The following is a 24,213-nucleotide window of genomic DNA, read 5'->3' on the forward strand; positions in this document are numbered from 1 at the left end:
CATGGACAGACCCGCGATGGACCAGGAGAGAGACCACATGCCCGCCGCCGCTTCCCGGGCCCTCCTGTGGCACAACGCTGGCCGCGCGAGCCACCTCGAGCAGAAGAACCGGAGTTCACCGTGGGCAACAGCAGCAGTCCGATCACCCATCTGCGGCACATCGATGTCGCCATGCCGAACTTCGCCGAGCAGCGTCAGTTCTACACCGAGCTGTGGGGGCTGACGGAGACCGCCGGTGACACCGGTGTCTCGTTCCTGGCCGCCGAAGGCTCCCCGGAGCAGTACGTGGTGCGGCTGCGCGAGGGCGCCCACAAGCGCACCGACCTGATCGCCTTCGGCGCCGCGGGCGCCGGCGATGTCGACACCCTGGCCGCACAGCTGATCGCGCAGGGCGTGCGGCTGGTCCACGAACCGAAGCCGTTGGACACACCCGGGGGCGGCTACGCGGTGCGCTTCTTCGACAACGAGGGCCGCGTGGTGGAGGTCTCCGCCGACGTCGGCGCGCGCCGGCACCGCAGAATCGAGGCCCGCGAGCCGATCCCCGTGCGCCTCTCCCACGTCCTGATGAACTCTCCCACCCCCGAGGCGACGGTTGCCTGGTACATCAGGCACCTGGGGTTCCGTCTCTCGGACACCATGTGCCTGGGCGGCCACGGCGAGATCATGTGGTTTCTGCGGTGCAACACCTTCCACCACAGCTTCGGTATCGTGCGCGGGCCGCACGCGGCCTTCCACCACGCCTCCTTCGAGATGCGCGGGGTCGACGCGTTCATGCGCGGCACCGGCCGGATGCGGCGCCTGGGCATCGAGCGGCTGTGGGGGCCGGGACGGCACCGTGCCGGTGACAACACCTTCAGCTACTTCCTCGACCGGGCCGGCAACACCGTCGAGTACACCACCGAGCTGGAGATCCTGGACGAGGACACCTGGCACCCCCACCTCTACGACCTGCGTGATCCCGCCACCGCGGATCAGTGGGGCACGGCGGACGAGATGGACGAGTTCATCGCCGCCAAGTCCCACAACGACGTGGATCCGGGGCTGTTCGTCGCCCCGCCGATGTGAGCACGCCCGCAGAACACCTCACAGAGGAATCCGCTGCAGAAGATCCACCCCTCGGTCCGATGCGCCCCGCACGTCGCGTTCGTCCTGCTGGACGCCGGACCGCCGGCCGGGCACGGGTCACGAGCACGGACACAGGCAGGCACAGACACAGGTCACGGGGCACGGGGCACGGGGCACGGGGCACGGGGCACGGGGCATGGGGCATGGGGCATGGGCACAGGCACAGGCAGGCCACCACGGCTGAGACACTGACGCCGGACTCGGGCCGCCCGCCCCCATACGCTCCCCAAGACCGCGGCGGGCGCACCAAAGGAGGGAACGCCGTGCCGGAGCCGCTGCGCACCTACCTCATCAGCAAATCCCGGAACCCCGTCGACCTGCTGAACGCCGCCACCCTGCTCTTCGGCGGCTCCATCGCCACATCGCCGCTGGACGGCCTGTGCGGCGGCGATCACGAACTGCGCGGCGTGGCCGCCCACGACTTCGCCGTGGGCTACTTCGCCTCGCCGCTCGATGTGCGCGTCGCCTCGGCCGAGGGCCGCAGGTCCTACTTCGTCAACATCGGTGTCTCCGGCGCGATCTCGGCAGCGCGAGGCGGCCTGCGGGCGACCTTGGACACGTCGACCGCGGGAGTCGTCAACCCTGGAGACTCCCAGGAGTTGCGGCCCCTGCACGCCCGGGGGACGCGGTTCCTGGGACTGCGCATCGACGCCGCCCTGGTCGACCAGGAGTTCGGTGCGTTGACCGGGCAGCCGCCGCTGTCCCCCATACGCTTCGACTTCGCCCTGGACCTGGCCACTTCCAAGGGCCGGGCGGTGCGGCTACTGGTCCGTTCCCTCCTCGAACAGCTGGACTCGGGAGACCCCCTCTTCCGGCGCTCGGACGTACAGCGCGGCCAGCTGCGGTCCATCGTCACCGCTTTGCTCCTGGCCCAGCCGCACTCGCACACGGCCGAGCTGCGCGAGGGGCCTCCACCCGGCCACCCGCGTGCTGTGCGCGCAGCCCTCGCGTTCATCGAGGCGAACCTCACCGAACGCATCAGCCTCAGTGACATCGCTCAGGCCGCCCACTGCAGCCCTCGCACCATCGGCTCGGTGTTCCGCGACCGGCTGGGCCTCTCGCCCCTGTCCTACGTCCGCAACCTGCGGCTCGACCGGATCCGTGCGGACATCCTCGCCTCCACCGACCCCGTCGGCACGATCGCCTACCGGTGGGGCGTCTCCCACCTCGGCCGCTTCGCGAGCGCGTATCGCGACCGCTTCGCCGAACTCCCCTCCGACACCGCAGCCCGCAGGTGACCTCAGCCTCCTGCGGAACGCGGGAAACCCTGTGGGCGCGGCTCAGGCGGTCCATGACCCGCCGGAGCCACGCCCGTCGGGCGCCCTGGGACGCCGCTTCAACCGGCCCGCAGACGGAACGACGCATTCAGACAGGAGATTTCCCGCCTGGACGGTGCGCTGAGGACCACAACGCCCTCCGCCGCCTGCGCATTCCGCTTGATATGTCATCACTAACCGGCCAACTTCATTTCGGTACATTGCTGATTTCCGCCATTAGTGATGACATTCACCCAGTCAGCGGCAGCCAGTCGCACGAACAGGGGAGACACACTATGCAGCGCATCGTTCGAATGGTGATCGGCGCGTTCTCGGGAACGGCGAAGGTCGACCCGCAGAAGCTCGCGTCGCACGCGTTCCAGTACAAGTCCTGATTCTGCGCCGGGTCGGGGCCTTGATCCCCGGCCCGGCAGCGGTCGTCTCAGCAGCCTCACTGAGAACTCACACAAGGAAACATCTCTCGTGCCTTCGGGGAAATCCGCGTCGATCTTTCGCGACAGGAACTTCAGCCGGCTGATCGCCGCCCAGTTCATCAGTGACACCGGAACTGCGGTCACTGCGCTGGCCCTCCCCCTGATAGCACTCGACACTCTGCACGCCTCACCTTTCACACTTGGCTTATTGGGTGCCGCCTCGACCCTTCCTCAACTGCTGATGAGTCTCTGGGCCGGCGCCGTGGCCGACCGCGGGGACAAGCGCAGGATGATGGTGTGCGCCGACGCCGTACGCTGCCTGCTGGTCGTCTCGATCCCGCTGGCCTCGGCGGCGCACGTCCTCACCCTGGCGCACCTTTTCCTGGTGGCCCTGCTGGAGGCGTCGATCACCCTGTTCTTCGACGCCGCCTACTCCAGCTTCCCGCCCCAGCTCTTCGGCAAGGGGCCGCGGCTCGAAGAGGCCCTCGGAAAGCTGAACGCCTCATACAGCACAGCCCTGCTCGTGGGACCGTCACTGGCAGGTCTTTTCATCGCGGTCTCCGACGCCTCCACGGCCATGGTGGGCGACGCCGTCTCGTACGCCTTCAGCTTCCTCCTGCTGCTGCGCATCACGGTCAAGCGGCCGGAGACGCAGGTGCGGCAGAAGACCCGGCAGGGAAGCAGCAAGGCAGGCTTCCTCACCACTCAGAAGGAAGGGCTGAAGTACGTCTTCACACATGCGGAGTTCCGCTCCATCGCCTTGGCCAACGGAGTCGACTCGTTCTTCCTTGCCGCATGGAACACCCTTTGGCTCCTGTACGTGGTCCGGCACCTGCACTGGACACCCCAAGCCGCCGGACTCGTCCTCGGAATCAGCGCGGCGGGCGGCATCCTCGGTTCCCTGGTGGCGCAGCGTGCCACGCGCCGCTTCGGCATGAGCCGCGTACTCCTGGTCAGCGCGTTCGCCACAGCCCCCTGCGAAGCCGTCACACTGCTCGTGAACCCGGGACCGGCGGGTCAGATCGCGGTACTGGCCTCCTTCATGGTGGTCATGTTCTTCGTCTTCCTCTACACGACGGCCGCACGCTCCTACCGTCAGCTGTCGTGCCCTTCGGGCATGCTCGGCCGCGTCATGATGACCAGCCGGTGGCTGTCCTGGGGCGGGCGGCCGGTCGGGGCCTTCGCAGGCGGGCTCGTCGGCTCCGCGATCGGCGTGTACCAGACCATGCTGCTGGCCGTCGCAGGTCTGCTCCTGCCCCCGCTGATCCTCATGTTCGGCCTGCCCTGGAAGACGCCTGTTCAGCCCACCGACAGCTGGGAAGGGGTCTCGGCTTGAAGGCCTGTCCACCCCCGAACGGAAAGGCCGGTATGCCCATCGACGACGCCCCGCGCGAGGCCAACAGGATCCTGCACTCGCAGCAGTTCATCGACGACCCGGAGTCGCTCTTCGCCCCGCTGCGGACCCACCACCCCGTGTGCCCCGTGCGCACGAGCAGCGGCAGGCAGGTCTGGCTCATCAGCCGCGATGAGGATGTCCGCGCGCTTCTGGGCGATGAGCGTCTGATCATGACCGGGGCCTACGGGGCCGGGGCGTCGGGCACGCGCAACGCGCTGGACCGCAATCTCCTCGATCTGGACGGAGCCGAGCACACGGCGGTCCGCAGACTGGCGGCGGGGGCGCTGTCGGCACGCGCCGTCAGCCGGCATCGCGACCTCATCACCCGCATCATCGCAACGCACGCCGAACGCCTGCCCGTAGCCGAGCCCATTGAGCTCATCACCGCGTTCATCCGTCCGGCCACGCTCGCTTCGACCTGCACCGTCCTGGGCTTGCCGGAAGCCGACTGGCCCGCGGTCGAAGGATGGGTCCGCGCCCTGCTGTCCCCGCGGCAGGGGACCATGCACGTCGAGACAGCACTCGAAGCCCTCGAGCCCTACCTGCGCGATCTCGTCCGGAAGCGTCGCGAGCTTCCCCAGGACGATGTGCTGTCCGCCATCAGTTCGGCTGAATGCCCGGACGACGTCACCGAGAACGACATCGTCTCCTTGTGCGGCATGCTCGTGATCGCGAGCTTCGAGAACACCGGCCGGACGATCGCCAACGCGGTGCACCGGTTCGTGCGGCATCCCGGCGAGTTCTCCCGCTACGCCACGACGGACCCTGCCGAACGTCACGTTCTGCTGGAAGACCTGATCCGCGTGAGCCTTCCCGAACCGCTCTCCTCCGTCCGCGTCGCCGCACGGCCCGTGCAGGTCGGCGACCATGTCATCCGGACCGGGGAAAGGGTGATGTTCGCCTTCGGCGCCGCCAACCACGACGAACGGCGCTACCCGGACCCCGCGTGGGTGGCGCCGCGTCGGAATGCCCCCGATCACCTGTCTTTCGGCAAGGGCGCGCACTTCTGCCTCGGTGCCGCTCTGGCTCGCACGCAGATCGCTGTCACGCTCGATGAACTCGTCCGCCGGTTCGCCGACATCCACCTCGTGAACGACAGGGGGCCCGTCTGGCAGGGCACGTACCGACACCGCGAACTGGTCCGCCTCGACGTCCGACTCCTCCCTCTCAGCCAAGGCAGGGCCCGCCATGACCGATGAGAGATTCGAAGTTTCCGCACCCACGAGTGACGACGCCTTCGGGGCCATCCTGTTGCGCTGCTGGCGTGCACACGGCGCCCGCGGCACCGCCGCGGAGATCGTCGAACGCGAGGACGGCTTCATCGGCTGGTCCGACCCCAGCCGCTACTTCGCCTCGTACGATGACTGGGAGCTGCCCGAGCGTCTCCTCGCCGACTGGGCGAAGGGCCGTGTCCTGGACATCGGCTGCGGAGCGGGGCGTCACGTCCTGGAACTGGCACGACGGGGTTCGGACGTCACCGGCATCGACGTCTCCCCGACCGTCGCGGACATCGCGCGACGGCGCGGCGCCCGTGCGCGGTGTGCGGACGTCTTCGACTACATCGACGACTGCCCGGACCAGCCGTTCGACACCTTCCTCATGGGCGGTGCCAACCTGGGCATCCTCGGGTCACGCGAGCGCGGGCGGGAACTGCTGAGGCGTCTGCGGCGAGTCGCCAATCCCGGCGCCCGGCTGCTCGGCGTCAGCAGCGACCCGCTCGACACGGCCAATCCCGTGCACCACGAGTACGCGCGTCTGAACGTCGCCTCAGGCCGCATGCCCGGACAGGATCGCATCCGGCTGCGCTACCAGAGGACGGCCTCCCCCTGGTTCGACTACCTGTCGCTCGCCCCCGACGAGATCGAAGGCCTGATCGCCGGCACGGGCTGGCAGCTGACCCGTGTCCAAGAGGGCGACGGCGGCTACTCCGCGGAGCTCACTCTCCTCTAGCCGCGCCCCGTGCGCCCGCCCCTCCGGGCCGGCCTGCCTGCTGTCCCGATCCGCTGCTCGTACCAAGGAGGACCATGACCCAGCAGGACCCTCGGTCCGTTCTCTCCGTCCCCTTCATGACGGCGTGGGACGGCGAAGCAGCACCGCGCCTGGAGATGCGGTGGAGCCGGGGCGTCCTGCGCCTCAGCGACGAAGAGCCCGGCGACCGTGATGAGTACGGCGTCCTCTGGGCCCGGCACACCGACGCCCCGGGTGCAGGGCGCCCCGCCTTCGGCCGCGTCCACTCGGGCCGCCAGCGCACGGCCATGGCGGCTCTCGAATGCCAGGTCTGCGGAAACACCGCACAACGCACACCGTCCGGCCGGTGGACGTGGCTGGTGGAACTGGCCGAATCCGCGGACGTCGTCCGCTACAGCCGGTCCTGGACCACCACCAGCTATCCGCCCGTCTGCACACCGTGCCTTGAACTGGCGGTGGAACGATGCCCCGTCCTGCGCAAGGGCTTCGCGGTCCTCTCCGTCGGCAAGGTCACCCCGTACGGCGTCCGTGGCATCCGGTTCACCCGCACCTGGCGAGGTGTCCGTCCACGCGGCGGTGCGGCCCGCCACATCCCTTACGACGACCCCCGCATCGGCTCCGTCCTCGCCACACAGGCCGTCGTCCGGCTCGATGAGGTCACCCTGACCGACTGGGCCCACTCCGCCCACGGCGCCGCCGAACATCCCCACGTGCCCCACGAGCGGACGGTCCGCTGATGGACTGGAGGGGGTGGTCCGAACTCCTCGTCGTGGTGGCCCTCGTCGCACGCATGATCACGGCCGGATACTTCCGACACCCCGGGAAGATCTTCAGCTGGCCCATGTTCAGCAATGGATGCTCCATCGTCATCGAATTGCACGGCACGCGGGACGGAGAGAGGGAACCCATCAACATCTTCGACCTCTTTCCGACGGGAGACACCCTCGGCCTGACCACCACCGACCTCCAGTCCGTCTGCGACTACCTCATGACCACGTACGACAGCGTGGACGGAGAGGGACGCATGATGTTCGCGGAGGGAAATGTGCCGCTGAAGGTGGTGAACGGTCATGTGGTTGTATGAGTCGCTCACTTCCCTCTTTCAAAAGACCACCGACGAATCCCATCTCCAACTCTTTCGCATACTCCTCGGCATCGCCTGCATCGCGAAATTCGCCGGCGCCCTGTTGCAGGGCATGTGGAGCTTCCTCGCGTCCGGCACCTACTCCCGCTTCGAACTGCGTCAGCACCGGGGTGCCGATGCCGAGAATCTCATCTCTGCTCTGCACCGCCCCGTGACCGTGGCGCGTCTCGCGGGGGCGCTCGCCCTGACGGCCGGCTTCCTTCCGCATACGGCCGCCGCAGTGGTATCGCTCGGGCTCGCCTTCGAGCTGTCCTACCTGTTCCGGTTCAACACCGTCTACCTGATGCTGTGCACTGCCTGTCTGGTGTTCGCCGGCGCACCGGGCACCGGTGTGGCGCTCTCGCATGCCCACACGGCCTCGAACACCTTCGCGCAGGTTCTGATCGTTCTCATCACCTCGCACATGTACCTCAACAGCGCCTGGCTCAAGGCCCGTTCGCCGCACTTTCGTTCCGGACTGCGCGTTGCGCAGTGGCTCGAGGCAGGCGCCGTGATCCGTCCCTTGCTGCCACGCCGGGAGTATTTCTACCCTGCCCCGATCGTGCGAACGCTGGGAAGTTCCTCACCGTGCGCCCTCCGCATCGGCCGTCCGATGGCCGGCCTCGTCATTGCCACAGAGGCGCTTCTGCCGGCCGGACTCCTCATCCCGGCAACGCGTCCCTACGCCCTTGCCCTCGGCATGACCATGCATCTGTGCTTCTGGGCCCTGCTTCCCGTTCAACTCGCCGGTTTCTCCGTGGCGACAGTGGCGACCTATATCCTCTTCACCGGTTGACGCGGCGGCTTCTTCACGACGGGTACAGCGGACGTGCTGAGCGCACCGGTACGCCCCGGCAGCACCCCGCCGCTCGGTGCGTCGGGGCCGGTCTCGTGTACGGCAGCACGCGGCAGGAGCCGTCGGCACCCACAGGAAGGCTGTCCTGTCAGGCGGGGCCCATGTGCCGGGCCCCGGCGCCCGCTTCGTAGAGTGGGCGCCATGTCGGCCGATTCCCCCTTGATCCAGAGTCTGAGGACCGCCGTCGCCGCCGCGCCCCAGGACGTGCCGCTGCGACTGCACCTCGCCGAACTGCTCCTGGACGCGGGGGCCGCTGACACCGCCGTCGCCGAGGTCGCCGTCGCGCTCCAGCACGCGCCGGGCGACGCGCAGGCGCGCCGGTTGATGTCACGGGCGATGGGAGTTCCGGCAGCTCCGTCGCCACGACAGGGTTTCGACTGGAAGGCCGCCGAGGACGAGATCGGTGACGCCGTGCCGCCGCGCTTCGTGGAGACAGCACGTGTGGAGACAGCACGTGTGGAGACACCACACGTGGAGACACCACACGTGGAGGCACCGCTGGCGGAGGACGGCAGGGGCGACCCCGGTGACGCCGCTGCCTGGGACGTGGAGGTGCCCGGCGCCGTACGCCTCGCGGACGTCGGTGGGATGCGGGAGGTCAAGGACCGTCTCGAAGCCGCGTTCCTCGCCCCACTGCGCAACCCGGAACTGCGCAGGCTCTACGGAAAGAGTCTGCGCGGCGGACTCCTCCTCTACGGTCCCCCGGGCTGCGGCAAGACGTTCGTGGCGCGGGCGGTCGCCGGTGAACTCGGGGCGGGATTCCTCTCCGTGTCCGTCAACGACGTGCTCGACATGTGGATCGGCAACTCCGAGCGCAACATGCACGAGGTCTTCGAGGAGGCCCGGCGGCAGGCCCCGTGCGTCGTGTTCCTCGACGAGCTGGACGCGCTCGGCGGCAAGCGCTCCCGCACACAGTCCAGCGGTATGCGCAACACCGTGAACCAGCTCCTCACCGAGCTGGACGGCGTCGACGCCGCCGCCAACGAGGGTGTGTTCGTGCTCGCCGCCACCAATGTGCCCTGGGACGTCGACCTCGCCCTGCGCCGCCCGGGCCGCTTCGACCGCACCCTGCTCGTGCTGCCGCCCGACGCCGCGGCCCGGGAGGCCATCCTCCGCTATCACCTGCGTGACCGCCCGATCGAGAAGGTCGAGTTGGGCAAGCTGGTGAAGCTGACCGACGGCTTCTCCGGCGCCGACCTCGCCCATGTCTGCGAGAGCGCCGCCGAGACGGCGCTCCTCGACTCGGCTCGTACCGGAACCGTGCGCATGATCGGGATGCCCGACCTGCTCGGTGCGGCCCGGCAGATCGTGCCGTCCACCGAGCCGTGGTTCGCCTCCGCCCGCAACGTGGCGATGTACGCGAACGACGGCGGCCAGTACGACGACCTCGTCGCCCATCTGAAGAGGAAACGCAAGCTGTGAGTACGGACCAGGCGGTCGAGCGCGCCGAAGCGCTCGCGTCGTTCCAGCGGTACGAGGAGGCACGCGAACTCCTCGCACGCCGCGTCGCCGAGGCACCCGACGACGTGACGGCATGGACCGAACTCGCCCGCTGCTGCCATAGGTCGGACCGTCCCCAGGAAGGCCTCGCGGCGACCGGGGAGGCCCTGCGCCGGGACCCCGAGAACGTCAACGCGCTGCTGCTGCACGCGCAGTTGCTGATCGCCGGCGGCGAGGGCATCGACAAGGCGGTGGAGACGCTGCGCGAGGCGGTGCGGGTGCGACCGCAGTTCTGGGGCTGCTGGTCGATGCTCGCCGACTTCGTTCTGCGGCAGGCCATCATCCGCCGGGTGCGGACCAACGGGCAGAGCGACCTCACCCATGAGGACGTCGCCGCCGTGGCCGACGAGGCCGTCGAACTGGTGGAGGAGGCGATACGGCTCGCGCCCGAAGAGGTGCGTCCGTACGAGGTCCGCCGGTTCATCGCCGAGCTGTCCGGGGACGACGCGGCGCTCCAGGAGATGAACCGCGCCATCCTGCGCATCGACCCCACGCACAGCGAGGCGCTGAGCAGCCACACCCGGGAAGCCGCGAAGGCCCCTGGGGTACGGGCGTCCGAGGCCGCGGACGCGCTCGCCGACGCCCTCGGTGTCACCCCGGACTCGGCGGCGATGGCGGCGGACCTGGATGCCGCCACCTACCGGCTGCTCCGCGGCACCCGCTGGCTCGCCCTGCTGTGCCTGCTCGTCACCGCGGTCGGCCTCGACCTGTGGCCGGACGAGGCCCCGCGACCGCTGCCACTGCCCCTCGGACAGCGGCTGTGGGACGTGCTGTTGCTCGCCGCGGTATGGGCCTTGGGGGCACTGCTGCGATACCGCAAGCGGCGCAAGGGGGTCCGGCTGAATGTGCGGTCGCTCCTGCGCCGCGACGGCTGGGCGCGGCTGGCCTTCGGCCAGGCCGTGACGGTGACGGCGTGCGCGCTGGTCACGGTGATGGTTCCGTGGACCGGCCGGGAGATCCCGCGGACGGTCTTCTGGATCGCCCTGGTGACCACGCTGCTGACGATGTGGGTCGACCGCCCCCGGGTACGGCAGGCGTTCCGGGCGGGCCGCGGACGCTGAGCGGCAGCGGGGCACTTCGGTCTTCGGTGCGCTGAGCGCGGGCGTCTCACGGTGCGGGGTCCGATGAGGGAACCGTCGTGAGACGCCCGGCTCCTTCAGCGGAAAGGACCGCCGTCCGCGAAGGCGTGGTCCGCGAAGCGCCGGCCCATCCGGCGGTATGCGGCGGCGGTGGGGTGGAGGCCGTCGGGCAGGTCGTCGACCTCGTCCGGACCGAGCAGGTCGCGCCCGTCGAGGTAGTGGAGGTGCGGATCGTGGGTCTGCCGGTCCGCGACGATGCGGGCCAGCTCGGCGCGGATCACCGTCAGCGACAGGGCGCCATCGGCCACATCGGCCGGTGTGCCCAGAGCTCTGACCTTGCCGTCCGTGCCCATCGTGGTCGGGCCGGGAGTCTCTTCGAGTGCCGGGCAGCTCACCGGGGACACCATCAGCAGCGGGGTGTCGGGGTGTCCGTCCCGGATCGTGTCGAGGAAGCCGTGGACCGCCGGGCCGAAGGTCCGCCGCCGGAAGGCAGCCAGGCTCACGATGTTGATGCCGGTCTTGAGGCTGATCAGATCGGCGGGCAGGTCGCGGATCGTCCGGGCGACATAGGGGTCCAGGACCGCGTTGCCCGCCTGGCTGAGGTTGATGACCTCCACTCCCCCGAGCGCGGCGGCCACCACCGGCCACGTACCGGTCGGCCCGTCGGCCTCGATGCAGTGGCTGAGGGAGCTGCCGTGGTGCACCCAGCGCCGCCGTCCGTCCGGCAGCGGCGCCAGTACGTCACCGTCGGCGCGCAGTGCCACCAGTTCCGTGGGGGTCTGCTGGGGCAGCCACAGCTCCACGGTCTTCATGCCGCCGGGGAGCCCGGTGAACCGGACGGTGCCCGGCTTGCCGGGGATCAGTCGCTGTTCGGCGCCGGGGCGTGCCATCCGCAGCACGTTCCCGACGGGGGCTTGTTGCCGTCCCACGGGGACACCGTCCACCAGCAGTTCCAGCATCCCGGTCGGGCGCGGTTCGGGGTCGGTGTCGAGATGCCCGGTGGAGGTGAGCACCTCGCATTCCAGCTCTCGCGCGTCGGTGCGGAACACCAGCCGTACGCCGGACGGCATCAGCGTCACCCCGTAGACCGACGGGTTCTGGTACTGCTGCCTGGTCCACGCCGGAAGCCGGCGCGGCATCACCCCGGCCGGCGTGACCTCCAGATCCAGCGCACCTCGTAACTCCACCGGACCGCCCACCAGCGGAACCGCCCGCATCGCCATCGTCATCACTCCTGTCCCGAGTCGTACGCTCCGAGGAACGGATGTGGGGGCAACCGCAGGCATCCGCTCCCCTGCCGCCCCCGCACTCCCCACCACTCGGACTTCACTGGCACGAACCTAATGATCGCCAACCTGCGATGACAATGGTTCGGCTTCGGGGATACCGGATCTGCCCGCGGCACCGGGCGATCGCTGTTCATCGAAGATCGTCTGACAGCATGGCGCCATGGATCGCAATCGACAGCTCGTCAGTTCGGGCTCACCTCTGGAACCGCAGATCGGCTTTTCGCGAGCAGTGCGCCAGGGCAACCATGTGGCCGTCGCCGGCACAGCCCCGATCGCGGACGACGGCTCCACGGCCGGGCCCGACGACGTCTACGCCCAGACAGTGCGGTGTCTGGACATCGCCGAGCAGGCGCTCAACGCGGCGGGGGCGTCGTTGGACGACGTCATACGAACGCGCATGATGCTCACCGACGTGACGCGCTGGAAGCAGGCCGCGCGAGCGCACGGTGAGCGATTCGCGTCCGTCCAGCCGGCCTGCACGTTCGTTGAGGTGTCCCGCTTCATCGACCCCGCCTGGCTGGTCGAGGTGGAGTGCGACGCGATTCTCCCTGAGAGCCCCTCGTCCTGAAAGCCCCTCGTCCGGATCGGGCAGGGGTCGGCCCGGTCCGCCGACCGCGGGAAGGACAGGGCGCGCGACGGAGCTCCCCGCGGTCAGGCCGGGCGGTGAAAGCGGCGGTGCAGGTCGCGCACCTGATCCGCGAGGCCCGGTACCGGGCCCTCCACCACGGCGCCGGGAACGACCTCCCGGATCGGGAGGGTCCGTACGGGAGGTGCGGGAACCCTCAACTCGGCAAGCCAGGACGCCAGTTGTTCGGAGGAGCTCACATACACGATGCGCCCCAGCCCGACCCAGCCGTGCGCGGCGGCACACATCGGGCAGTGCTCGCCGGAGGTGAAGACGGTCGCCGCCGCCCGCTCCTCGGGAGAAAGGTGCGCGGCCGCCCAGCGGGCCAGCTCGAACTCGGGGTGACGCGTACGGTCACCCGAGGCCACCTGGTTGTGTCCCTCCGCGAGGGCGGTGCCGTCCGCGGCGACGAGCACGGAGCCGAACGGTTCGTCCCCCGCCTCCAGCGCCTCGGTCGCGAGTTCCACGCACCGGCGCAGGTGCACCCGTTCGGAGTCTTTCACCATGATCCCCCAGCTCCTGACGTGTGGTGATTGCCGGACGTCCGATCCGTTCGGCTCCCCTCGGGCCGGTGCGGCCGCATATGGGCCGGTCCGTGCCCCGCTCCGCCACCCTGTCACAGTGTCGAAATGGATCTCGACGACTTTCCCGGCCAGTTGGCCCGCACCCGCCGCTTCTCCCTCGGTGTGCCGCGGGAGTTCACCGTCTCCCCGGACGGGCGACGGGTGCTGTTCCTCCGGACGTCGGGCGGTCGCGACCCGGTCGGCCGGCTCCGGGTGCAGGAGGAGGACGGGAGCGAAGGGCTGCTCGCCGATCCGCTCGCGCTGGACGGCGGCACGGAAACCCCGGAGGAGGAGCTCGTCCGGCGGGAGCGGGCCGGGGAGGCCTCGGACGGGGTGACGGCGTACGCCACCGACCGGCGGGCCGAGTTGGCGGTCTTCGCGCTGGACGGATCCCTGTGGGCGGTACGCACCGCGGACGGACAGCCCTTCCGGGTCCCGGCGGCCGGGCCGGTGGTCGACCCGCGCCCCTCCCCCGACGGACGGCACATCGCGTATGTCACCGGCCGCGCCCTGCACGTGGTGGACCTGGCGTCCGGAGAGGACCGGTCACTGGCGGAGCCGGAGGGGCCGGAGGCCGGCTACGGGCTCTCGGACCATGTGTCGGCCGAGTCGATGGGCCGGCTGCGCGGCCACTGGTGGGCGCCGGACGGCAGCGCGCTGCTCGTCGCCCGGGTCGACACCGCACCGGTGCAGCGGTGGTACATCGCCGACCCGGCCCACCCGGAGCGCCCGCCGCGGTCGGTTCCCTACCCGGCGGCGGGAACCGCCAACGCGGATGTCTCGCTGCACATCCTCCGGCTGGACGGCAGCCGCACCGCCGTGGACACGGACCGGGAGCGGTTCGAGTACGTCGCGGACGCCCGGTGGGACCACCATGGCCCGCTGATCACCGTGCAGAGCCGGGACCAGCGGACGGTGCGGGTGCTGGCCGCCGACCCCGGCTCCGGTGACACGGAGGTCCTGCACGAGCGGCGCGATCCGGCGTGGGTCCAGCTGGTGCCGGGCACCCCGGCCCGGACGGACGCGGGGGCTCTGGTGCGCCCGTACGAAGCGGACGGCACGCGGGGGCTGCGGATCGGCGCGGAGGGCCGCACGCCGCCCGGGCTCCAGGTGCGCGCGGTGCTCGCGGTGACCGGCGAACGGGTGCTCTTCCTGGCGAACGAGGACCCGTCCGAGGAGCACGTCTGGGCGTACGAACCGGACGGCGGCTGCGTCCGGCTGAGTACGGGGCCGGGGCTGCACTCGGCCGCGGCCGGCGGGGGCACGGTGCTCCTCACCGGCACCACCCCCGAGGGCCCGTACGCCACCGTGCTGCGCGAGGGCCGTCCACCGGCCCCCATCGCCTGTCTCGCCGAGGAACCGGCGGTGGCCGTCCGGCCGCGGCTGCTGAGCCTGGGCCGACGCCGGCTGCGCACCGCGCTGTACCTGCCGTCCTGGTACGAGCCGGGCAGCGGGAAGCTGCCGGTGCTGCTGGACCCGTACGGCGGCCCGGCCCTGCGGGTCGCGGTGCGGGCCCGCACCTGGTTCGCGTCCGTGTCGCAGTGGTTCGCGGAACAGGGCTTCGCGGTGCTGGTGGCCGACGGCCGCGGCACCCCCGGCCGCGGCCCCGCCTGGGAGAAGGAGGTGCGGGGCGACGCGCTCGGGCCCGCGCTGGAGGACCAGGTCGACGCCCTGCGGGCGGCCGGGGAGCAGTTCCCCGATCTGGACACCGGCCGGGTGGCGATCCGCGGCTGGTCCTTCGGCGGGTATCTGGCGGCCGGGGCGGTGCTGCGGCGCCCGGACGTCTTCCACGCGGCCGCCGCGGGCGCCGCCCCCGCCGACCAGCGGCTCTACGACACGCACTGGAAGGAGCGCTTCCTCGGGCATCCGGACCGGGAGCCGGAGAACTACGACCGGTCCTCGCTGCTGGCCGACGCGCCCGGGCTGCGGCGTCCGCTGCTGCTGATGCACGGCCTGGCCGACGACAATGTCGCGGTGGCGCATACTCTTCGGTTGTCGGCGGCACTGCTCGCCGCCGGCCGCCCGCACAGTGTGCTGCCGCTGTCCGGGGTGGCGCACCGAGCGGTGCGGCAGGACGTCGCCGGGGATCTGCTCCGGTTCCAGCTCGGCTTTCTCCGTCGGGCGCTGGGGATCTGAACGTCCGCGCCGGGCGCTCCGTACAGATCACCACCGGTCGCCGGGAGGACCGGGGCACCGAGAAGGCCACAGCGAAGGGGACCACCATGACCGGAACCGAGGGGACGGGCCGTACCGCGAGCCGCCGCCATGTCGTCGCCGCGGCCGGCGCCGTCTGTTTCGCCGCCGCGCTCACCGCGTGCGGCGCGGAGGACGACACCGGGGGGCAGGGCGCGGCCACCGAGTCCGGGGGCGGGGGCGGGGGTGCCACGCTGGGCTCGACCGCCGACGTCCCGGTGGGCGGTGGCAAGGTCTTCGCGGCCCAGAAGGTCGTGGTGACCCAGCCCGCCAAGGGCGACTTCAGGGCGTTCTCGGCGGTCTGCACCCACCAGGGCAGTCTGCTGAACGAGGTCTCCGGCGGCACGGTCGGCTGCCCGCTGCACCACAGCCGGTTCGACGTCGAGGACGGCAGTGTGAAGGAGGGCCCGGCCACGAAGCCGCTGCCGAAGAAGGAGATCAAGGTCGAGGGCGACTCGATCAAGCTGGCCTGACCGCGGCCGGACCGCACTCGCCGTCCCCCGTCAGCGCGACCGCCTCCAGCAGGCGGCGATCTCGTCGGCGGTGGTGACGGTGGCCACGAGGGCCAGGGTGTTGCGGACCAGGGCGGGCGTGTACTCGGCGGGCACGCCCGCGATGGCGTCCGCGGGCACGACCGCGGTGTAGCCGAGGTTGACCGCGTCGAACACGGTGTTGGGGACGGCGACGTTCGCCGACACCCCGGTGACCACCAGGGTGCGGCTGCCGAGGTTGCGCAGCAGGGCGTCCACCTCGGTACCGGCGAGCGGTGAGAGGCCGTGCAGCCGGCGGACGACGAGGTCCTCCTCGTGGACCGGGATCGGGGCGGCGATCCGCACGGCCGCCGAACCGGCGAGCTGCTGGACGGGCAGCCGCCCGGCGGCCCGGAAGAGGCGTGCGTTGCGGTTGGCGCCGCGCCCGTCCGGGCGCCGCTCGGCGACGGCGTGCAGCACCTGCACCCCCGCGTCATGGGCCGCGGCGACCAGTGCGGCGGCCCGGTCGAGGGCGCCCGACGCGCGGGCCTCCCGGGCCAGTTCGGGCAGCGCGCTGCCCTCGCCGACGACTCCTTCCTGGCACTCCACCGTGAGCAGCGCGGTGGTCGCCGGGTCGAGCTGTTCGGTGAGCTGTTCCCGCGTCACCATGACGCCTCCTTCGCCGGCCCCGGCCTCCGGACCGCGGCCGCCCGCAGGGCGCGGCCCGGCCGAGCGGAGGTGCCGGGGCGGCTTCCGGTCCACCGGGGAAGTCCGTGGCCGGACCCTAGCCACCCTTGCGCCCCCGGGGAAGAGCGACCCATGCTCTTTCTGACACATCGTCAGCCATGGGAGGTGGAGGATTGTCCGCCACACAGCGCCGGGGCCGCCGGATCATGATGGAGCCGCAGGAGCTCGACGCGTATCTCACCGGCCGGCGCACCTGCCGGGTGGCGACGGTCGGCCGGGACGGAAACCCCCATGCCGGCGCCCTCTGGTTCGGCTGGGACGGGACCGCGCTCTGGCTCTACTCCCTCACCCGCAGCCGCCGCTGGGCACAGCTGTGCCACGATCCGCGGCTGGCGGTGGTGGTCGACGACGGCGACGCGTACGGCGAGCTGCGGGGCGTGGAGCTGTCCGGCACGGGGATGTTCGTCGGCGAGGCGCCGCGCACCGGGGAGCCGTGCCCCGAACTCGACGCTCCCGAGCGGCTGTTCGCCGCCAAGTACTTCGGCCTGGACCGGATGCCGCACGACGGGCGCCACGCCTGGCTGCGGCTCGTCCCGGACACCGTCGTGTCCTGGGACTTCCGCAAGATGGCCTGACGGGCAGCGCGGCGGACGCCCCGGAGGACCGCCCGCCGCGGGAAACGGTCCGCAGGAGCGCCTCCGGGAGGAACGGGAGGCCTCCGGGAGGAACCGGGGATGTCTCCGGGAGGAACCGCCGGGCGGTCAGCTCTCGACGTTCCGGGCGGCCCTGCGGAGGGCGTCCACCGCGGCCCGGATGGACGGCCGGCGGTCGGCGTCGTCCCGCCACACCGCGTAGATGTGGCGCCGCATGGTGTGCCGGACGGGCACCACGCGGACCCCGGCCGGTACCGGGCCGCGGCCCAGGCGCGGCGCGATGGCGACCCCGAGCCCGGCGGCGACCAGGGCGAGCTGGGTGTGGTGCTCCTCGGCCAGATGGGAGATGCGGGGTTCGACGCCCTTGCCGCGGAGGGTGAACATCAGCCAGTCGTGGCAGAATTCGCCCTCGGGCCAGGAGATCCACTCGTCGTCGGCGAACTCCTCGAGGTCGACCGCCGTGCGGTCGGCGAGAGGGTGAAAGGCGGGCATCGCCACATCGGCGGGGTCGTCCAGCAGCGGGGCCTTGGCGAGCCCCTCGGGCAGCGAGATGGGCTTGTTGTGCCAGTCGAGGACGACGGCGAGGTCGATCTCGCCCCGCGCCAGCCGGGTCACCGACACATCGGGCTCCATCTCCTGGAGCCGGACGCGCAGTTGCGGGTGTTCGGCGCGCAGCGCCGCCAGCGCCTGCGGGAAGAGGCCGCGGGCGGACGTCGGGAAGGCGCCCAGGAACAGCTCGCCCACCGCCTGGCCCCGGTGCGCCTCCAGGTCGGACTGGGCCAGCTCGACCTGGGAGAGGATCCGCGCCGCGTGCTCGGCGAGCAGCCGGCCGGCGTCGGTGAGGCGGATGCCGCGCCCGTTCTTCGCGAGCAGCTGCTGCCCGGCCTCCCGCTCGAGCTTCGCGAGCTGCTGGGAGACGGCCGAGGTGGTGACGTGGAGCCCGTCGGCGGCCGCGCTCACCGAGCCATGGCGGGCGACGGCGTCGAGGGTCCGGAGGCGGTCGAGATTCATGTAAGCGATACTAATCTATGGCGCTACGAATTCTCGCTTGTCCTACGAAGTTCAACGCAGCATCGTGGAGGCCATGAGCGCAGTCGCCGCCTCCCGGCCCTCGTCCCGTTCGACCACGACCCCGCCCCCTGCCGCCCCCTCCGCCCCGACGGAGCCCGGACCCCGCCGCTCCGCCGTGGACTGGCGGATCCGGTTCACCCTGCTGTCCCTGATCTGGGGCTTCAGCTTCCTGCTGATCAAGGTCGGCACCGAGGCCTACGCGCCGCTCCAGGTCACCCTCGGGAGGATGGTGTTCGGCACGGCGGTGCTGCTGACCGTGCTCGCCGTGAAGCGGCAGCGGCTGCCGCGCGGCAGCCGCACCTGGGGCCATCTGGCCGTCTCCGCGTTCTTTCTCAACGCGCTCCCGTTCACGCTGTTCGCCTACGCCGAGCTGACCATCCCCTCCACACTCGCGGGCATCTGCAACGCCACCACCCCTCTGTGGGGCATGGCGCTCTCGGTGGTCGCCCTGTCCGAGGACCGGCCGACGCGGCGCCGGGTCGCCGGGCTGGGGCTGGGGTTCGCCGGCGTGCTGACCGTGCTCGGCGCCTGGCAGGGCTTCTCCGGCCAGGACCCCGCGGGGACCGCGATGGCCCTGACCGCCTCGCTCAGCTACGCGGTCGGCTGGGTGTACGTCCGCCGCACGCTCGCCGCCTCCGGGGGCTCGCACCTGTCGATGTCGGGCGCCCAGCTGCTGCTCGGCACCGCGCAACTGGCCGTGGTGACCCCGCTGTTCACCACCCTGCCCACCGTCTTCCCGGTGGTGCCGCTGCTGGCGGTGGTGGCGCTGGGCGCCCTGGGCACGGGGCTGGCGTTCCTGCTCCAGTACGGGCTGGTCGCCGAGGTGGGCCCGACGACGGCCACCACGGTCACCTATTTCATCCCGGTCATCGCCACCGCGGCGGGCGTCCTGGTCCTCGGTGAGCACCTGAGCTGGAACACCCCGGTGGGCGCCCTGATCGTGCTGGCCGGAGCCGCGCTGACGCAGCACCGCCCGCGGGCGGCGCGTCAGTCGTAGCGCCCCACGGAGGCCGTGCCGGTGGCGGACAGCAGTGCGTCCGCCACCGGCTCGATGTCGTCGGCGGACAGCGGCGAGACGGTGACGCGCACCGCGGGCGGCGAGGCCACCCGGAAGCGGGCCCCCGGGGCCACCGCCCAGCCGGCCTGCAACAGCCGTGCCACCGCGCCCGTTTCGTCCGGCACCGGCACCCACACGTTCATACCGCTGCGGCCGTGCGCCGCGAGGCCGCGCCGCCGCAGCGCGGCCACCAGGGCATCCCGCCGCGTGCCGTAGGCCGCGGCCACGGCCCGGTGGTCCACCGCGGCCGTCCGCCACAGATGCGCCACGGCCTCCTGGAGCAGATGACTGACCCAGCCCGGCCCGAGAAGCTGACGGCCGAGCACCCGGTCGATCGTCACGGCGTCACCGGTCAGCACCGCCAGCCGCAGATCGGGCCCGTACGCCTTGGCGGTGGAACGGACCAGCACCCAGTGAGCCGACGTCCCCGCCAGGGGGTGCAGCGGCAGGTCGACGATGCCGTGGCCGTGGTCGTCCTCGATGAGCAGGACGTCCGGCCGGTCCGCCAGCACGCCCCGCAGCTCCGCGGCGCGCCGCGCGCCGACCGCCGCGCCGGTGGGGTTCTGCGCCCGGTCGGTGACGACGAGCGCACGCGCCCCGGCCGTCAGGGCGCGGGCGACGTCTCCGGGCAGCGGGCCCTCGTCGTCCACGGCGACCGGGACGGCGCGCAGCCCGAGCGCGGGAATCAGGTCCAGCAGACTCCCCCATCCGGGGTCCTCGACGGCGACCGCGTCCCCCGGCCGGAGGTGGACCGCGAGCACCCGCTCGATGGCGTCCAGCGAGCCGGAGGTCACGGCGACCGGACCGTCGGGCACCCCGTCCGCGGCGAACGAGGCCCGCGCCAGCCGCTCCAGCTCCGGGCCGACCGAGGCGTCACCGTAGAGCGCCGGCTGCCGGGCGCTGCGGGCCGCGGCGGCGGCCAGCGCGTCGGCGAGCGGCGGCAGCAGCCGCGGGTCGGGGTTGCCGGACCCCGCGTCGCGGACGCCCGGGGGCGCCTCCACCCGCACCGACTCCCGCGGCGTGGTGGCGGGCCGGGCCCGGACCCGGCTGCCCCGGCGGCCCGCGGTCTCGATGACCCCCCGGTCCCGCAGGGTCCGGTAGGCGGCGGCCACGGTGTTGGGGTTGACGCCCAGCTCCCCGGCCAGCTCCCGCAGCGGCGGCAGCGACTGGCCCGGACTCAGGTGCCCGGCGCCGACGGCCCGTTCCACACTCGCCGCGATGTCGACTGCGCGCCGACCCTCGATCCGATACTCTCCTAGCACAAAGCACATTATGCACTAGTGCAATGGAGATGTCATGCCGGACGCCGCCGCGTACATACCGACCGACCGCACCGTCCCGACCCGGGCCCGCGAGCGGGCGGCGTACGACCACGACCTGGTGCACGCCATCCTCGACGAGGGCTACGTATGCCACCTCGGCTTCGTCCGGGACGGCGCACCGGTGGTGCTCCCCACGCTCTACGGGCGGGTCGGCCGCCGGCTGTACGTCCACGGGTCCACCGGGTCCCGGCCGCTGCGCATGGCGGGCGCGGCCGACGCGGGGCTGCCGGTGTGCCTGACCGTCACCCATGTCGACGGTCTGGTCCTCGCGCGCTCCGCGTTCCACCACTCCCTCAACTACCGCTCCGTCGTGGTGCACGGCACCGCGTACCCGGTGACCGGGGCCGCGGAGCGCGCGGAGGCCCTGGACGCGCTGGTCGAGCAAGTGCTCCCGGGCCGGGCCGAGGACTCCCGCCGGGCGAACGAGAAGGAGCTGGCCGCCACCGCGGTGCTCCGCCTCGACCTGGACGAGGTCTCGGCAAAGGTGCGCACCGGCGGCCCCAACGACGATCCGGCGGACGCCGACCTGCCGCACTGGAGCGGCGTGCTGCCGGTCTCGGTGCGGTACGGCACGCCGGTCCCGGCCGACGACCAGGACCCCGCCGCACCGCTCCCCGGATACCTCAGCCGCTGAGCGCCGGGCGAGGAACGGCGGCCCGGCGGGCGACCGCACCCGGCCCGCCGCATCAGGCCCGCGCGCTCCGGCGGGCCGCCGCGAGCCGGGCCTCCGCCACGGCGAGTCCGGCGACCGCCGCCAGCAGCAGCGCCGTGCCGTACACGGTCGCGGCCGTCAGCCGCTCCCCCAGCACGACGACCGCGATGACCGCTGCGGCCACCGGCTCGATCAGCATGATCACGGACGCGGTGGCGGCCCGGACGACGGCCGCACCGGCGAAGTACAGGGCATAGGCGAGGGCTGTCGGTACCGCGGCGAGGTAGAGCAGGAGCCCGGCCACCGCCGGCAGGTCGGCGCTGTGCGGCACCAGCCCCTCGGCCGCACCGAACGGCAGCAGCGCGGCCATGCCCACGGCGCAGGACCAGGCCGTGATGGCCAGCGGGTCCGCCCCCGTACCGGCCCGGCCGCGCCACCGGGTGAACAGGGCGAGCCCGGCGTACGCGGCGGCGGAGAGCAGCGCCAGGGCGACTCCGGCGGGCCGTACGGTCCCGCCGGAGTCGAGGCAGAGCACGGCGAGCCCGCCGAGCGCGCCGGCGACGGCCACCGTGCCGCCGCCGCCCAGCCGCTCCCCCAGAAGCAGCCGCGCTCCGAGCGCGATGAGCACGGGGCCGGCCCCCATGGTGACGACCGTGCCCACGGCGAGGCCGGTCTCCTGCACGGCGGCGAAGTAGGACGTCTGGTAGACCGTCATGCCAAGACCGGTGCCGAGGACCGTCAGGACCCGGCGGCGGGACGGACCGGAAGTGGCGTCGGCCGTCCGCCGCGGGCCGGATCCGCGCAGCAGGCCGACACCGAGCAGGAGGGCGAGGCCGCCGGCGTAGCGCCAGAACGAGACGGTGACCGGACCGAAGCCACCGGTCCGGTGGAGCAGGGCGGCCGTCGCACCCGCGGTGCCCCAGGCGGCACCGGCGACCAACAGACAGAACAGGCCCCGCCCGACGGGCAGGCCGACAGCAGAATGCGACGCGTGCATCGTTCTCCGCGGAAGGAGGGTCGTGGGCTGCTTCTGCGGGCAGCGGCGACCGGCCCGGGAACGCCCCGGGTTCGTCTTCGGTGGTGTCGGGCGCCCGCGCTACGGGGCGGGCGGCCGGAGAGTGCGAGCGGTCGGATGCATGATCGGGACCCTATGCCGCCGGCGAAGAGACGGGCAATTCCGTATTCCCCGGCACGCTTCCCGCCACCGGGCCCGCGGAGGGCGCCTTCGGCGTCGAGGTCTGCGCGATGAAGGCCCCGGCCAGCACCAGCGCTCCGCCGACGATCTGGGGCGCGGACAGGTGCTCACCGAGCAGCACCCAGGCGAGCACGGTGGCCACCACCGCCTCCAGACATGCCACCACCCCCGCGACCTGGGGCGACAGCCGGCGCACCGCCAGTACACCGGTGAGGTACGCCGCCACGGTGGCGATCAGCACCACCCAGGCGAGCAGCAGCATGGCGGAGACCGGGACGCCGTCCATCCGCGCCTCGCCGGCGAGGACCGTCCAGTCCAGCTGCCACGGGCGGGCCACCGGTGTGAGGAGGGCGGCACCGATCAGCAGCCCGTAGGCGATCACGCCCAGGGGATCCGCGGCGTCCTCGCCCTTGCTCCCGTGGTCGGAGAGCACGAAGTAGGCGACCTGGCAGCAGGCCGCGCCCAGGGCGAGGAGCAGCCCCAGGGCGTCGAAGCCCAGCCCCGCCCAGACCTCGACTACACAGGCGAGACCCGTGACCGCGAGGACGACGCCGACGGCCGCGGCGCGGGTCACCGGCCGTCGCTGAACGAACCGCACCCACCCCAGCAGCAGCGCCGGGCCGAGGTATTCGACGAGCAGCGCCACGCCGACCGGGATGCGGGAGATCGCGGCGAAGTAGCAGGCCTGCACTCCGGCCACTGCGAACAGGCCGAAGCCGAGGAGCAGCGCGGGCCGGCTGCGCAGCAGCCCCCGGTGCCGCCAGGCCACGGGGAGCAGCACGAGGGCGGCTCCGGCGGCCCGCAGCCAGACCACGTGCAGCGGGTCGAGCCCCGCTTCGATCAGCGGCTTGGCCGCGACACCGGATCCACCGAACGACAGCGCCGACGCCAGGGCGAGTCCCAGGCCGACGCTCCTCCCCTGAGACGCGTGCATCGGGCCATGATGTCAGGTGACGACAGGAGCGTCATCCCGGGTGACCCCTGACGTGAGAGTCCTTGCGCTGTGCCCGCCCGGGCCGCGTGGTCCGGCACCGCACCTCGCCGGACGTGCCGCCGAACAGCCCTGGCTGATCCGCTGGAAAATCCTTCCGGCGCCTTGCGCTGCATGGCACCGGACCACGCCACCTCATCGCGCGCTCATCGCGCTCATCCCGCAAGGTCCCCACCGGGGCAGCCGCCGAGGCGGGCCGAGAGACGTTCCGGATCTACGCCCGCCCAGCGCAGCACCTCGACGGCCCGGGACTCCCGGTCGGCGGCCAGCGCGGCGAGCAGATCGGCCCCCTCGGCGCAGTCGCCGCCCCGGGCGCGGGCACAGCCGCGGGCCGCGTCCATCGCCCGGGCCGCGGCCGGGGACCAGCCGAGGGTGAAGGCGTCCCGCACGGCGGGGACGGCGCCGGAGTCCTCCACGGAGCCGTGCCACCGGAGGCCGTAGCCGATGCTGCGCTGCACGAGGTAGCCGAGCAGCCGGGCCACCTGGGACGGGCCGCCGTCGAACGCGGCCAGGACATCGGGATCCGACTCCAGGAGCGTGTGCAGCAGATGGGCGGTGTCGACCTGGCTGTCGCCGTCCCGCACGGCGCGCCGCCGGGCACCGCCGGCCACCGATTCCAGCACCACACTGAGCCGGACGTCGGAGTCCGGCCCGAGGCGGCCGAGGGAACCGGAGTGAGGTCTACCGTTTTGCACATCTCCCATCCCA

At 72.0% G+C, this 24,213-nt stretch carries 24 protein-coding genes; 16 read left to right on the plus strand and 8 right to left on the minus strand.

All coding sequences use genetic code 11. The features are described from left to right. Positions 1–171 precede the first annotated feature (171 nt). From AC3EQ1_RS20265 to AC3EQ1_RS20310, 10 genes are all read left to right on the plus strand, one after another. Positions 172–1,065 (plus strand): VOC family protein, encoded by an 894-nt coding sequence (locus AC3EQ1_RS20265; protein WP_432095791.1) that lies wholly within the window; start codon positions 172–174, stop codon positions 1,063–1,065. A gap of 323 nt (positions 1,066–1,388) precedes the next feature. Beyond that, positions 1,389–2,363: a helix-turn-helix transcriptional regulator gene (locus AC3EQ1_RS20270; RefSeq protein ID WP_432095747.1), complete on the plus strand. Its 975-nt coding sequence runs from the start codon at positions 1,389–1,391 to the stop codon at positions 2,361–2,363. Positions 2,364–2,864: 501 nt separating this feature from the next. Continuing rightward, entirely contained in the window at positions 2,865–4,151 is a 1,287-nt protein-coding gene (locus AC3EQ1_RS20275; protein ID WP_432095748.1) for an MFS transporter, read from the plus strand. Positions 4,152–4,183: 32 nt separating this feature from the next. Next, a complete protein-coding gene (locus AC3EQ1_RS20280; protein ID WP_432095749.1) occupies positions 4,184–5,410 on the plus strand; it encodes a cytochrome P450 in 1,227 nt (408 codons plus the stop codon). Then, positions 5,400–6,161 (plus strand): class I SAM-dependent methyltransferase, encoded by a 762-nt coding sequence (locus AC3EQ1_RS20285; RefSeq protein WP_432095750.1) that lies wholly within the window; start codon positions 5,400–5,402, stop codon positions 6,159–6,161. Before AC3EQ1_RS20280 ends, AC3EQ1_RS20285 begins: the two co-directional genes overlap by 11 nt. A 74-nt stretch (positions 6,162–6,235) precedes the next feature. Next, positions 6,236–6,916 (plus strand): hypothetical protein, encoded by a 681-nt coding sequence (locus tag AC3EQ1_RS20290; RefSeq protein WP_432095751.1) that lies wholly within the window; start codon positions 6,236–6,238, stop codon positions 6,914–6,916. After that, positions 6,916–7,263: a hypothetical protein gene (locus AC3EQ1_RS20295; protein WP_432095752.1), complete on the plus strand. Its 348-nt coding sequence runs from the start codon at positions 6,916–6,918 to the stop codon at positions 7,261–7,263. Before AC3EQ1_RS20290 ends, AC3EQ1_RS20295 begins: the two co-directional genes overlap by 1 nt. Beyond that, entirely contained in the window at positions 7,250–8,098 is an 849-nt protein-coding gene (locus AC3EQ1_RS20300; protein WP_432095753.1) for a hypothetical protein, read from the plus strand. Before AC3EQ1_RS20295 ends, AC3EQ1_RS20300 begins: the two co-directional genes overlap by 14 nt. Positions 8,099–8,299: 201 nt before the next feature. After that, positions 8,300–9,580: an ATP-binding protein gene (locus AC3EQ1_RS20305; protein ID WP_432095754.1), complete on the plus strand. Its 1,281-nt coding sequence runs from the start codon at positions 8,300–8,302 to the stop codon at positions 9,578–9,580. Further along, the gene (locus AC3EQ1_RS20310; RefSeq protein ID WP_432095755.1) at positions 9,577–10,719 is read left to right on the plus strand and encodes a tetratricopeptide repeat protein; all 1,143 of its coding nucleotides are present in this window, start codon (positions 9,577–9,579) and stop codon (positions 10,717–10,719) included. Before AC3EQ1_RS20305 ends, AC3EQ1_RS20310 begins: the two co-directional genes overlap by 4 nt. Positions 10,720–10,814: 95 nt before the next feature. Here AC3EQ1_RS20310 and AC3EQ1_RS20315 read toward each other — a convergent pair whose 3' ends face one another. After that, positions 10,815–11,966 (minus strand): GDSL-type esterase/lipase family protein, encoded by a 1,152-nt coding sequence (locus tag AC3EQ1_RS20315; RefSeq protein WP_432095756.1) that lies wholly within the window; start codon positions 11,964–11,966, stop codon positions 10,815–10,817. A 220-nt stretch (positions 11,967–12,186) separates the two neighbouring features. Between AC3EQ1_RS20315 and AC3EQ1_RS20320 the strand changes: the two genes are divergently transcribed. Then, a complete protein-coding gene (locus tag AC3EQ1_RS20320) occupies positions 12,187–12,594 on the plus strand; it encodes a RidA family protein (RefSeq protein ID WP_432095757.1) in 408 nt (135 codons plus the stop codon). An 83-nt stretch (positions 12,595–12,677) separates the two neighbouring features. On the opposite strand, the gene AC3EQ1_RS20325 is transcribed toward AC3EQ1_RS20320, so the two are convergent. Then, positions 12,678–13,157, minus strand: coding sequence for a nucleoside deaminase (locus tag AC3EQ1_RS20325; RefSeq protein WP_432095758.1), 480 nt, complete (start codon positions 13,155–13,157; stop codon positions 12,678–12,680). Positions 13,158–13,280: 123 nt separating this feature from the next. On the opposite strand from AC3EQ1_RS20325, the gene AC3EQ1_RS20330 reads away from it, so the two are divergent. Continuing rightward, the gene (locus AC3EQ1_RS20330; RefSeq protein WP_432095759.1) at positions 13,281–15,350 is read left to right on the plus strand and encodes a S9 family peptidase; all 2,070 of its coding nucleotides are present in this window, start codon (positions 13,281–13,283) and stop codon (positions 15,348–15,350) included. Between the two features lie 86 nt (positions 15,351–15,436). Beyond that, positions 15,437–15,880: a Rieske (2Fe-2S) protein gene (locus AC3EQ1_RS20335; protein WP_432095760.1), complete on the plus strand. Its 444-nt coding sequence runs from the start codon at positions 15,437–15,439 to the stop codon at positions 15,878–15,880. A gap of 30 nt (positions 15,881–15,910) precedes the next feature. Here the strand turns inward: AC3EQ1_RS20335 and AC3EQ1_RS20340 are convergent, their stop codons facing one another. Continuing rightward, positions 15,911–16,546, minus strand: coding sequence for an isochorismatase family protein (locus tag AC3EQ1_RS20340; protein WP_432095761.1), 636 nt, complete (start codon positions 16,544–16,546; stop codon positions 15,911–15,913). 191 nt (positions 16,547–16,737) lie between these two features. Between AC3EQ1_RS20340 and AC3EQ1_RS20345 the strand changes: the two genes are divergently transcribed. After that, positions 16,738–17,199, plus strand: coding sequence for a pyridoxamine 5'-phosphate oxidase family protein (locus AC3EQ1_RS20345; RefSeq protein WP_432095762.1), 462 nt, complete (start codon positions 16,738–16,740; stop codon positions 17,197–17,199). Positions 17,200–17,325: 126 nt separating this feature from the next. Here the strand turns inward: AC3EQ1_RS20345 and AC3EQ1_RS20350 are convergent, their stop codons facing one another. Next, complete coding sequence (locus AC3EQ1_RS20350) at positions 17,326–18,228, minus strand: LysR family transcriptional regulator (RefSeq protein WP_432095763.1); 903 nt, start codon at positions 18,226–18,228, stop codon at positions 17,326–17,328. A gap of 73 nt (positions 18,229–18,301) precedes the next feature. On the opposite strand from AC3EQ1_RS20350, the gene AC3EQ1_RS20355 reads away from it, so the two are divergent. After that, positions 18,302–19,285, plus strand: coding sequence for a DMT family transporter (locus AC3EQ1_RS20355; protein ID WP_432095764.1), 984 nt, complete (start codon positions 18,302–18,304; stop codon positions 19,283–19,285). Here AC3EQ1_RS20355 and AC3EQ1_RS20360 read toward each other — a convergent pair. Further along, the gene (locus AC3EQ1_RS20360) at positions 19,276–20,607 is read right to left on the minus strand and encodes an aminotransferase class I/II-fold pyridoxal phosphate-dependent enzyme (RefSeq protein ID WP_432095765.1); all 1,332 of its coding nucleotides are present in this window, start codon (positions 20,605–20,607) and stop codon (positions 19,276–19,278) included. The two genes, AC3EQ1_RS20355 and AC3EQ1_RS20360, sit on opposite strands and share 10 nt — an antisense overlap. Positions 20,608–20,641: 34 nt before the next feature. Between AC3EQ1_RS20360 and AC3EQ1_RS20365 the strand changes: the two genes are divergently transcribed. Beyond that, positions 20,642–21,301 carry a pyridoxamine 5'-phosphate oxidase family protein gene (locus AC3EQ1_RS20365; protein WP_432095766.1) on the plus strand — a complete coding sequence of 220 codons (660 nt, stop codon included), beginning with the start codon at positions 20,642–20,644 and terminating at the stop codon, positions 21,299–21,301. A gap of 52 nt (positions 21,302–21,353) precedes the next feature. Here AC3EQ1_RS20365 and AC3EQ1_RS20370 read toward each other — a convergent pair whose 3' ends face one another. The 3 genes from AC3EQ1_RS20370 to AC3EQ1_RS20380 all read right to left on the minus strand — a co-directional run bounded on the left by AC3EQ1_RS20370 (position 21,354) and on the right by AC3EQ1_RS20380 (position 24,209). After that, on the minus strand, positions 21,354–22,316 hold the full coding sequence (locus AC3EQ1_RS20370) for an EamA family transporter (RefSeq protein WP_432095767.1): 963 nt from the start codon (positions 22,314–22,316) through the stop codon (positions 21,354–21,356). A gap of 151 nt (positions 22,317–22,467) precedes the next feature. Next, positions 22,468–23,448 carry an EamA family transporter gene (locus AC3EQ1_RS20375; protein ID WP_432095768.1) on the minus strand — a complete coding sequence of 327 codons (981 nt, stop codon included), beginning with the start codon at positions 23,446–23,448 and terminating at the stop codon, positions 22,468–22,470. Positions 23,449–23,660: 212 nt separating this feature from the next. After that, positions 23,661–24,209 carry a Clp protease N-terminal domain-containing protein gene (locus AC3EQ1_RS20380; protein ID WP_432095769.1) on the minus strand — a complete coding sequence of 183 codons (549 nt, stop codon included), beginning with the start codon at positions 24,207–24,209 and terminating at the stop codon, positions 23,661–23,663. Positions 24,210–24,213: the final 4 nt, after the last annotated feature.

The sequence above is a fragment of the Streptomyces sp. bgisy100 genome (assembly GCF_057709105.1).

Bases quoted from the DNA above. Each gene is read 5' to 3' on its own strand.
- AC3EQ1_RS20265 (WP_432095791.1), top strand. From the start codon at position 172: ATGCCGAACTTCGCCGAGCAGCGTCAGTTCTACACCGAGCTGTGGGGG.
- AC3EQ1_RS20280 (WP_432095749.1), top strand. From the start codon at position 4,184: ATGCCCATCGACGACGCCCCGCGCGAGGCCAACAGGATCCTGCACTCG.
- AC3EQ1_RS20285 (WP_432095750.1), top strand. From the start codon at position 5,400: ATGACCGATGAGAGATTCGAAGTTTCCGCACCCACGAGTGACGACGCC.
- AC3EQ1_RS20290 (WP_432095751.1), top strand. From the start codon at position 6,236: ATGACCCAGCAGGACCCTCGGTCCGTTCTCTCCGTCCCCTTCATGACG.
- AC3EQ1_RS20295 (WP_432095752.1), top strand. From the start codon at position 6,916: ATGGACTGGAGGGGGTGGTCCGAACTCCTCGTCGTGGTGGCCCTCGTC.
- AC3EQ1_RS20300 (WP_432095753.1), top strand. From the start codon at position 7,250: ATGTGGTTGTATGAGTCGCTCACTTCCCTCTTTCAAAAGACCACCGAC.
- AC3EQ1_RS20305 (WP_432095754.1), top strand. From the start codon at position 8,300: ATGTCGGCCGATTCCCCCTTGATCCAGAGTCTGAGGACCGCCGTCGCC.
- AC3EQ1_RS20315 (WP_432095756.1), bottom strand. From the start codon at position 11,966: ATGACGATGGCGATGCGGGCGGTTCCGCTGGTGGGCGGTCCGGTGGAG.
- AC3EQ1_RS20320 (WP_432095757.1), top strand. From the start codon at position 12,187: ATGGATCGCAATCGACAGCTCGTCAGTTCGGGCTCACCTCTGGAACCG.
- AC3EQ1_RS20325 (WP_432095758.1), bottom strand. From the start codon at position 13,157: ATGGTGAAAGACTCCGAACGGGTGCACCTGCGCCGGTGCGTGGAACTC.
- AC3EQ1_RS20330 (WP_432095759.1), top strand. From the start codon at position 13,281: ATGGATCTCGACGACTTTCCCGGCCAGTTGGCCCGCACCCGCCGCTTC.
- AC3EQ1_RS20335 (WP_432095760.1), top strand. From the start codon at position 15,437: ATGACCGGAACCGAGGGGACGGGCCGTACCGCGAGCCGCCGCCATGTC.
- AC3EQ1_RS20340 (WP_432095761.1), bottom strand. From the start codon at position 16,546: ATGGTGACGCGGGAACAGCTCACCGAACAGCTCGACCCGGCGACCACC.
- AC3EQ1_RS20350 (WP_432095763.1), bottom strand. From the start codon at position 18,228: ATGAATCTCGACCGCCTCCGGACCCTCGACGCCGTCGCCCGCCATGGC.
- AC3EQ1_RS20355 (WP_432095764.1), top strand. From the start codon at position 18,302: ATGAGCGCAGTCGCCGCCTCCCGGCCCTCGTCCCGTTCGACCACGACC.
- AC3EQ1_RS20365 (WP_432095766.1), top strand. From the start codon at position 20,642: ATGCCGGACGCCGCCGCGTACATACCGACCGACCGCACCGTCCCGACC.
- AC3EQ1_RS20370 (WP_432095767.1), bottom strand. From the start codon at position 22,316: ATGCACGCGTCGCATTCTGCTGTCGGCCTGCCCGTCGGGCGGGGCCTG.
- AC3EQ1_RS20375 (WP_432095768.1), bottom strand. From the start codon at position 23,448: ATGCACGCGTCTCAGGGGAGGAGCGTCGGCCTGGGACTCGCCCTGGCG.
- AC3EQ1_RS20380 (WP_432095769.1), bottom strand. From the start codon at position 24,209: ATGGGAGATGTGCAAAACGGTAGACCTCACTCCGGTTCCCTCGGCCGC.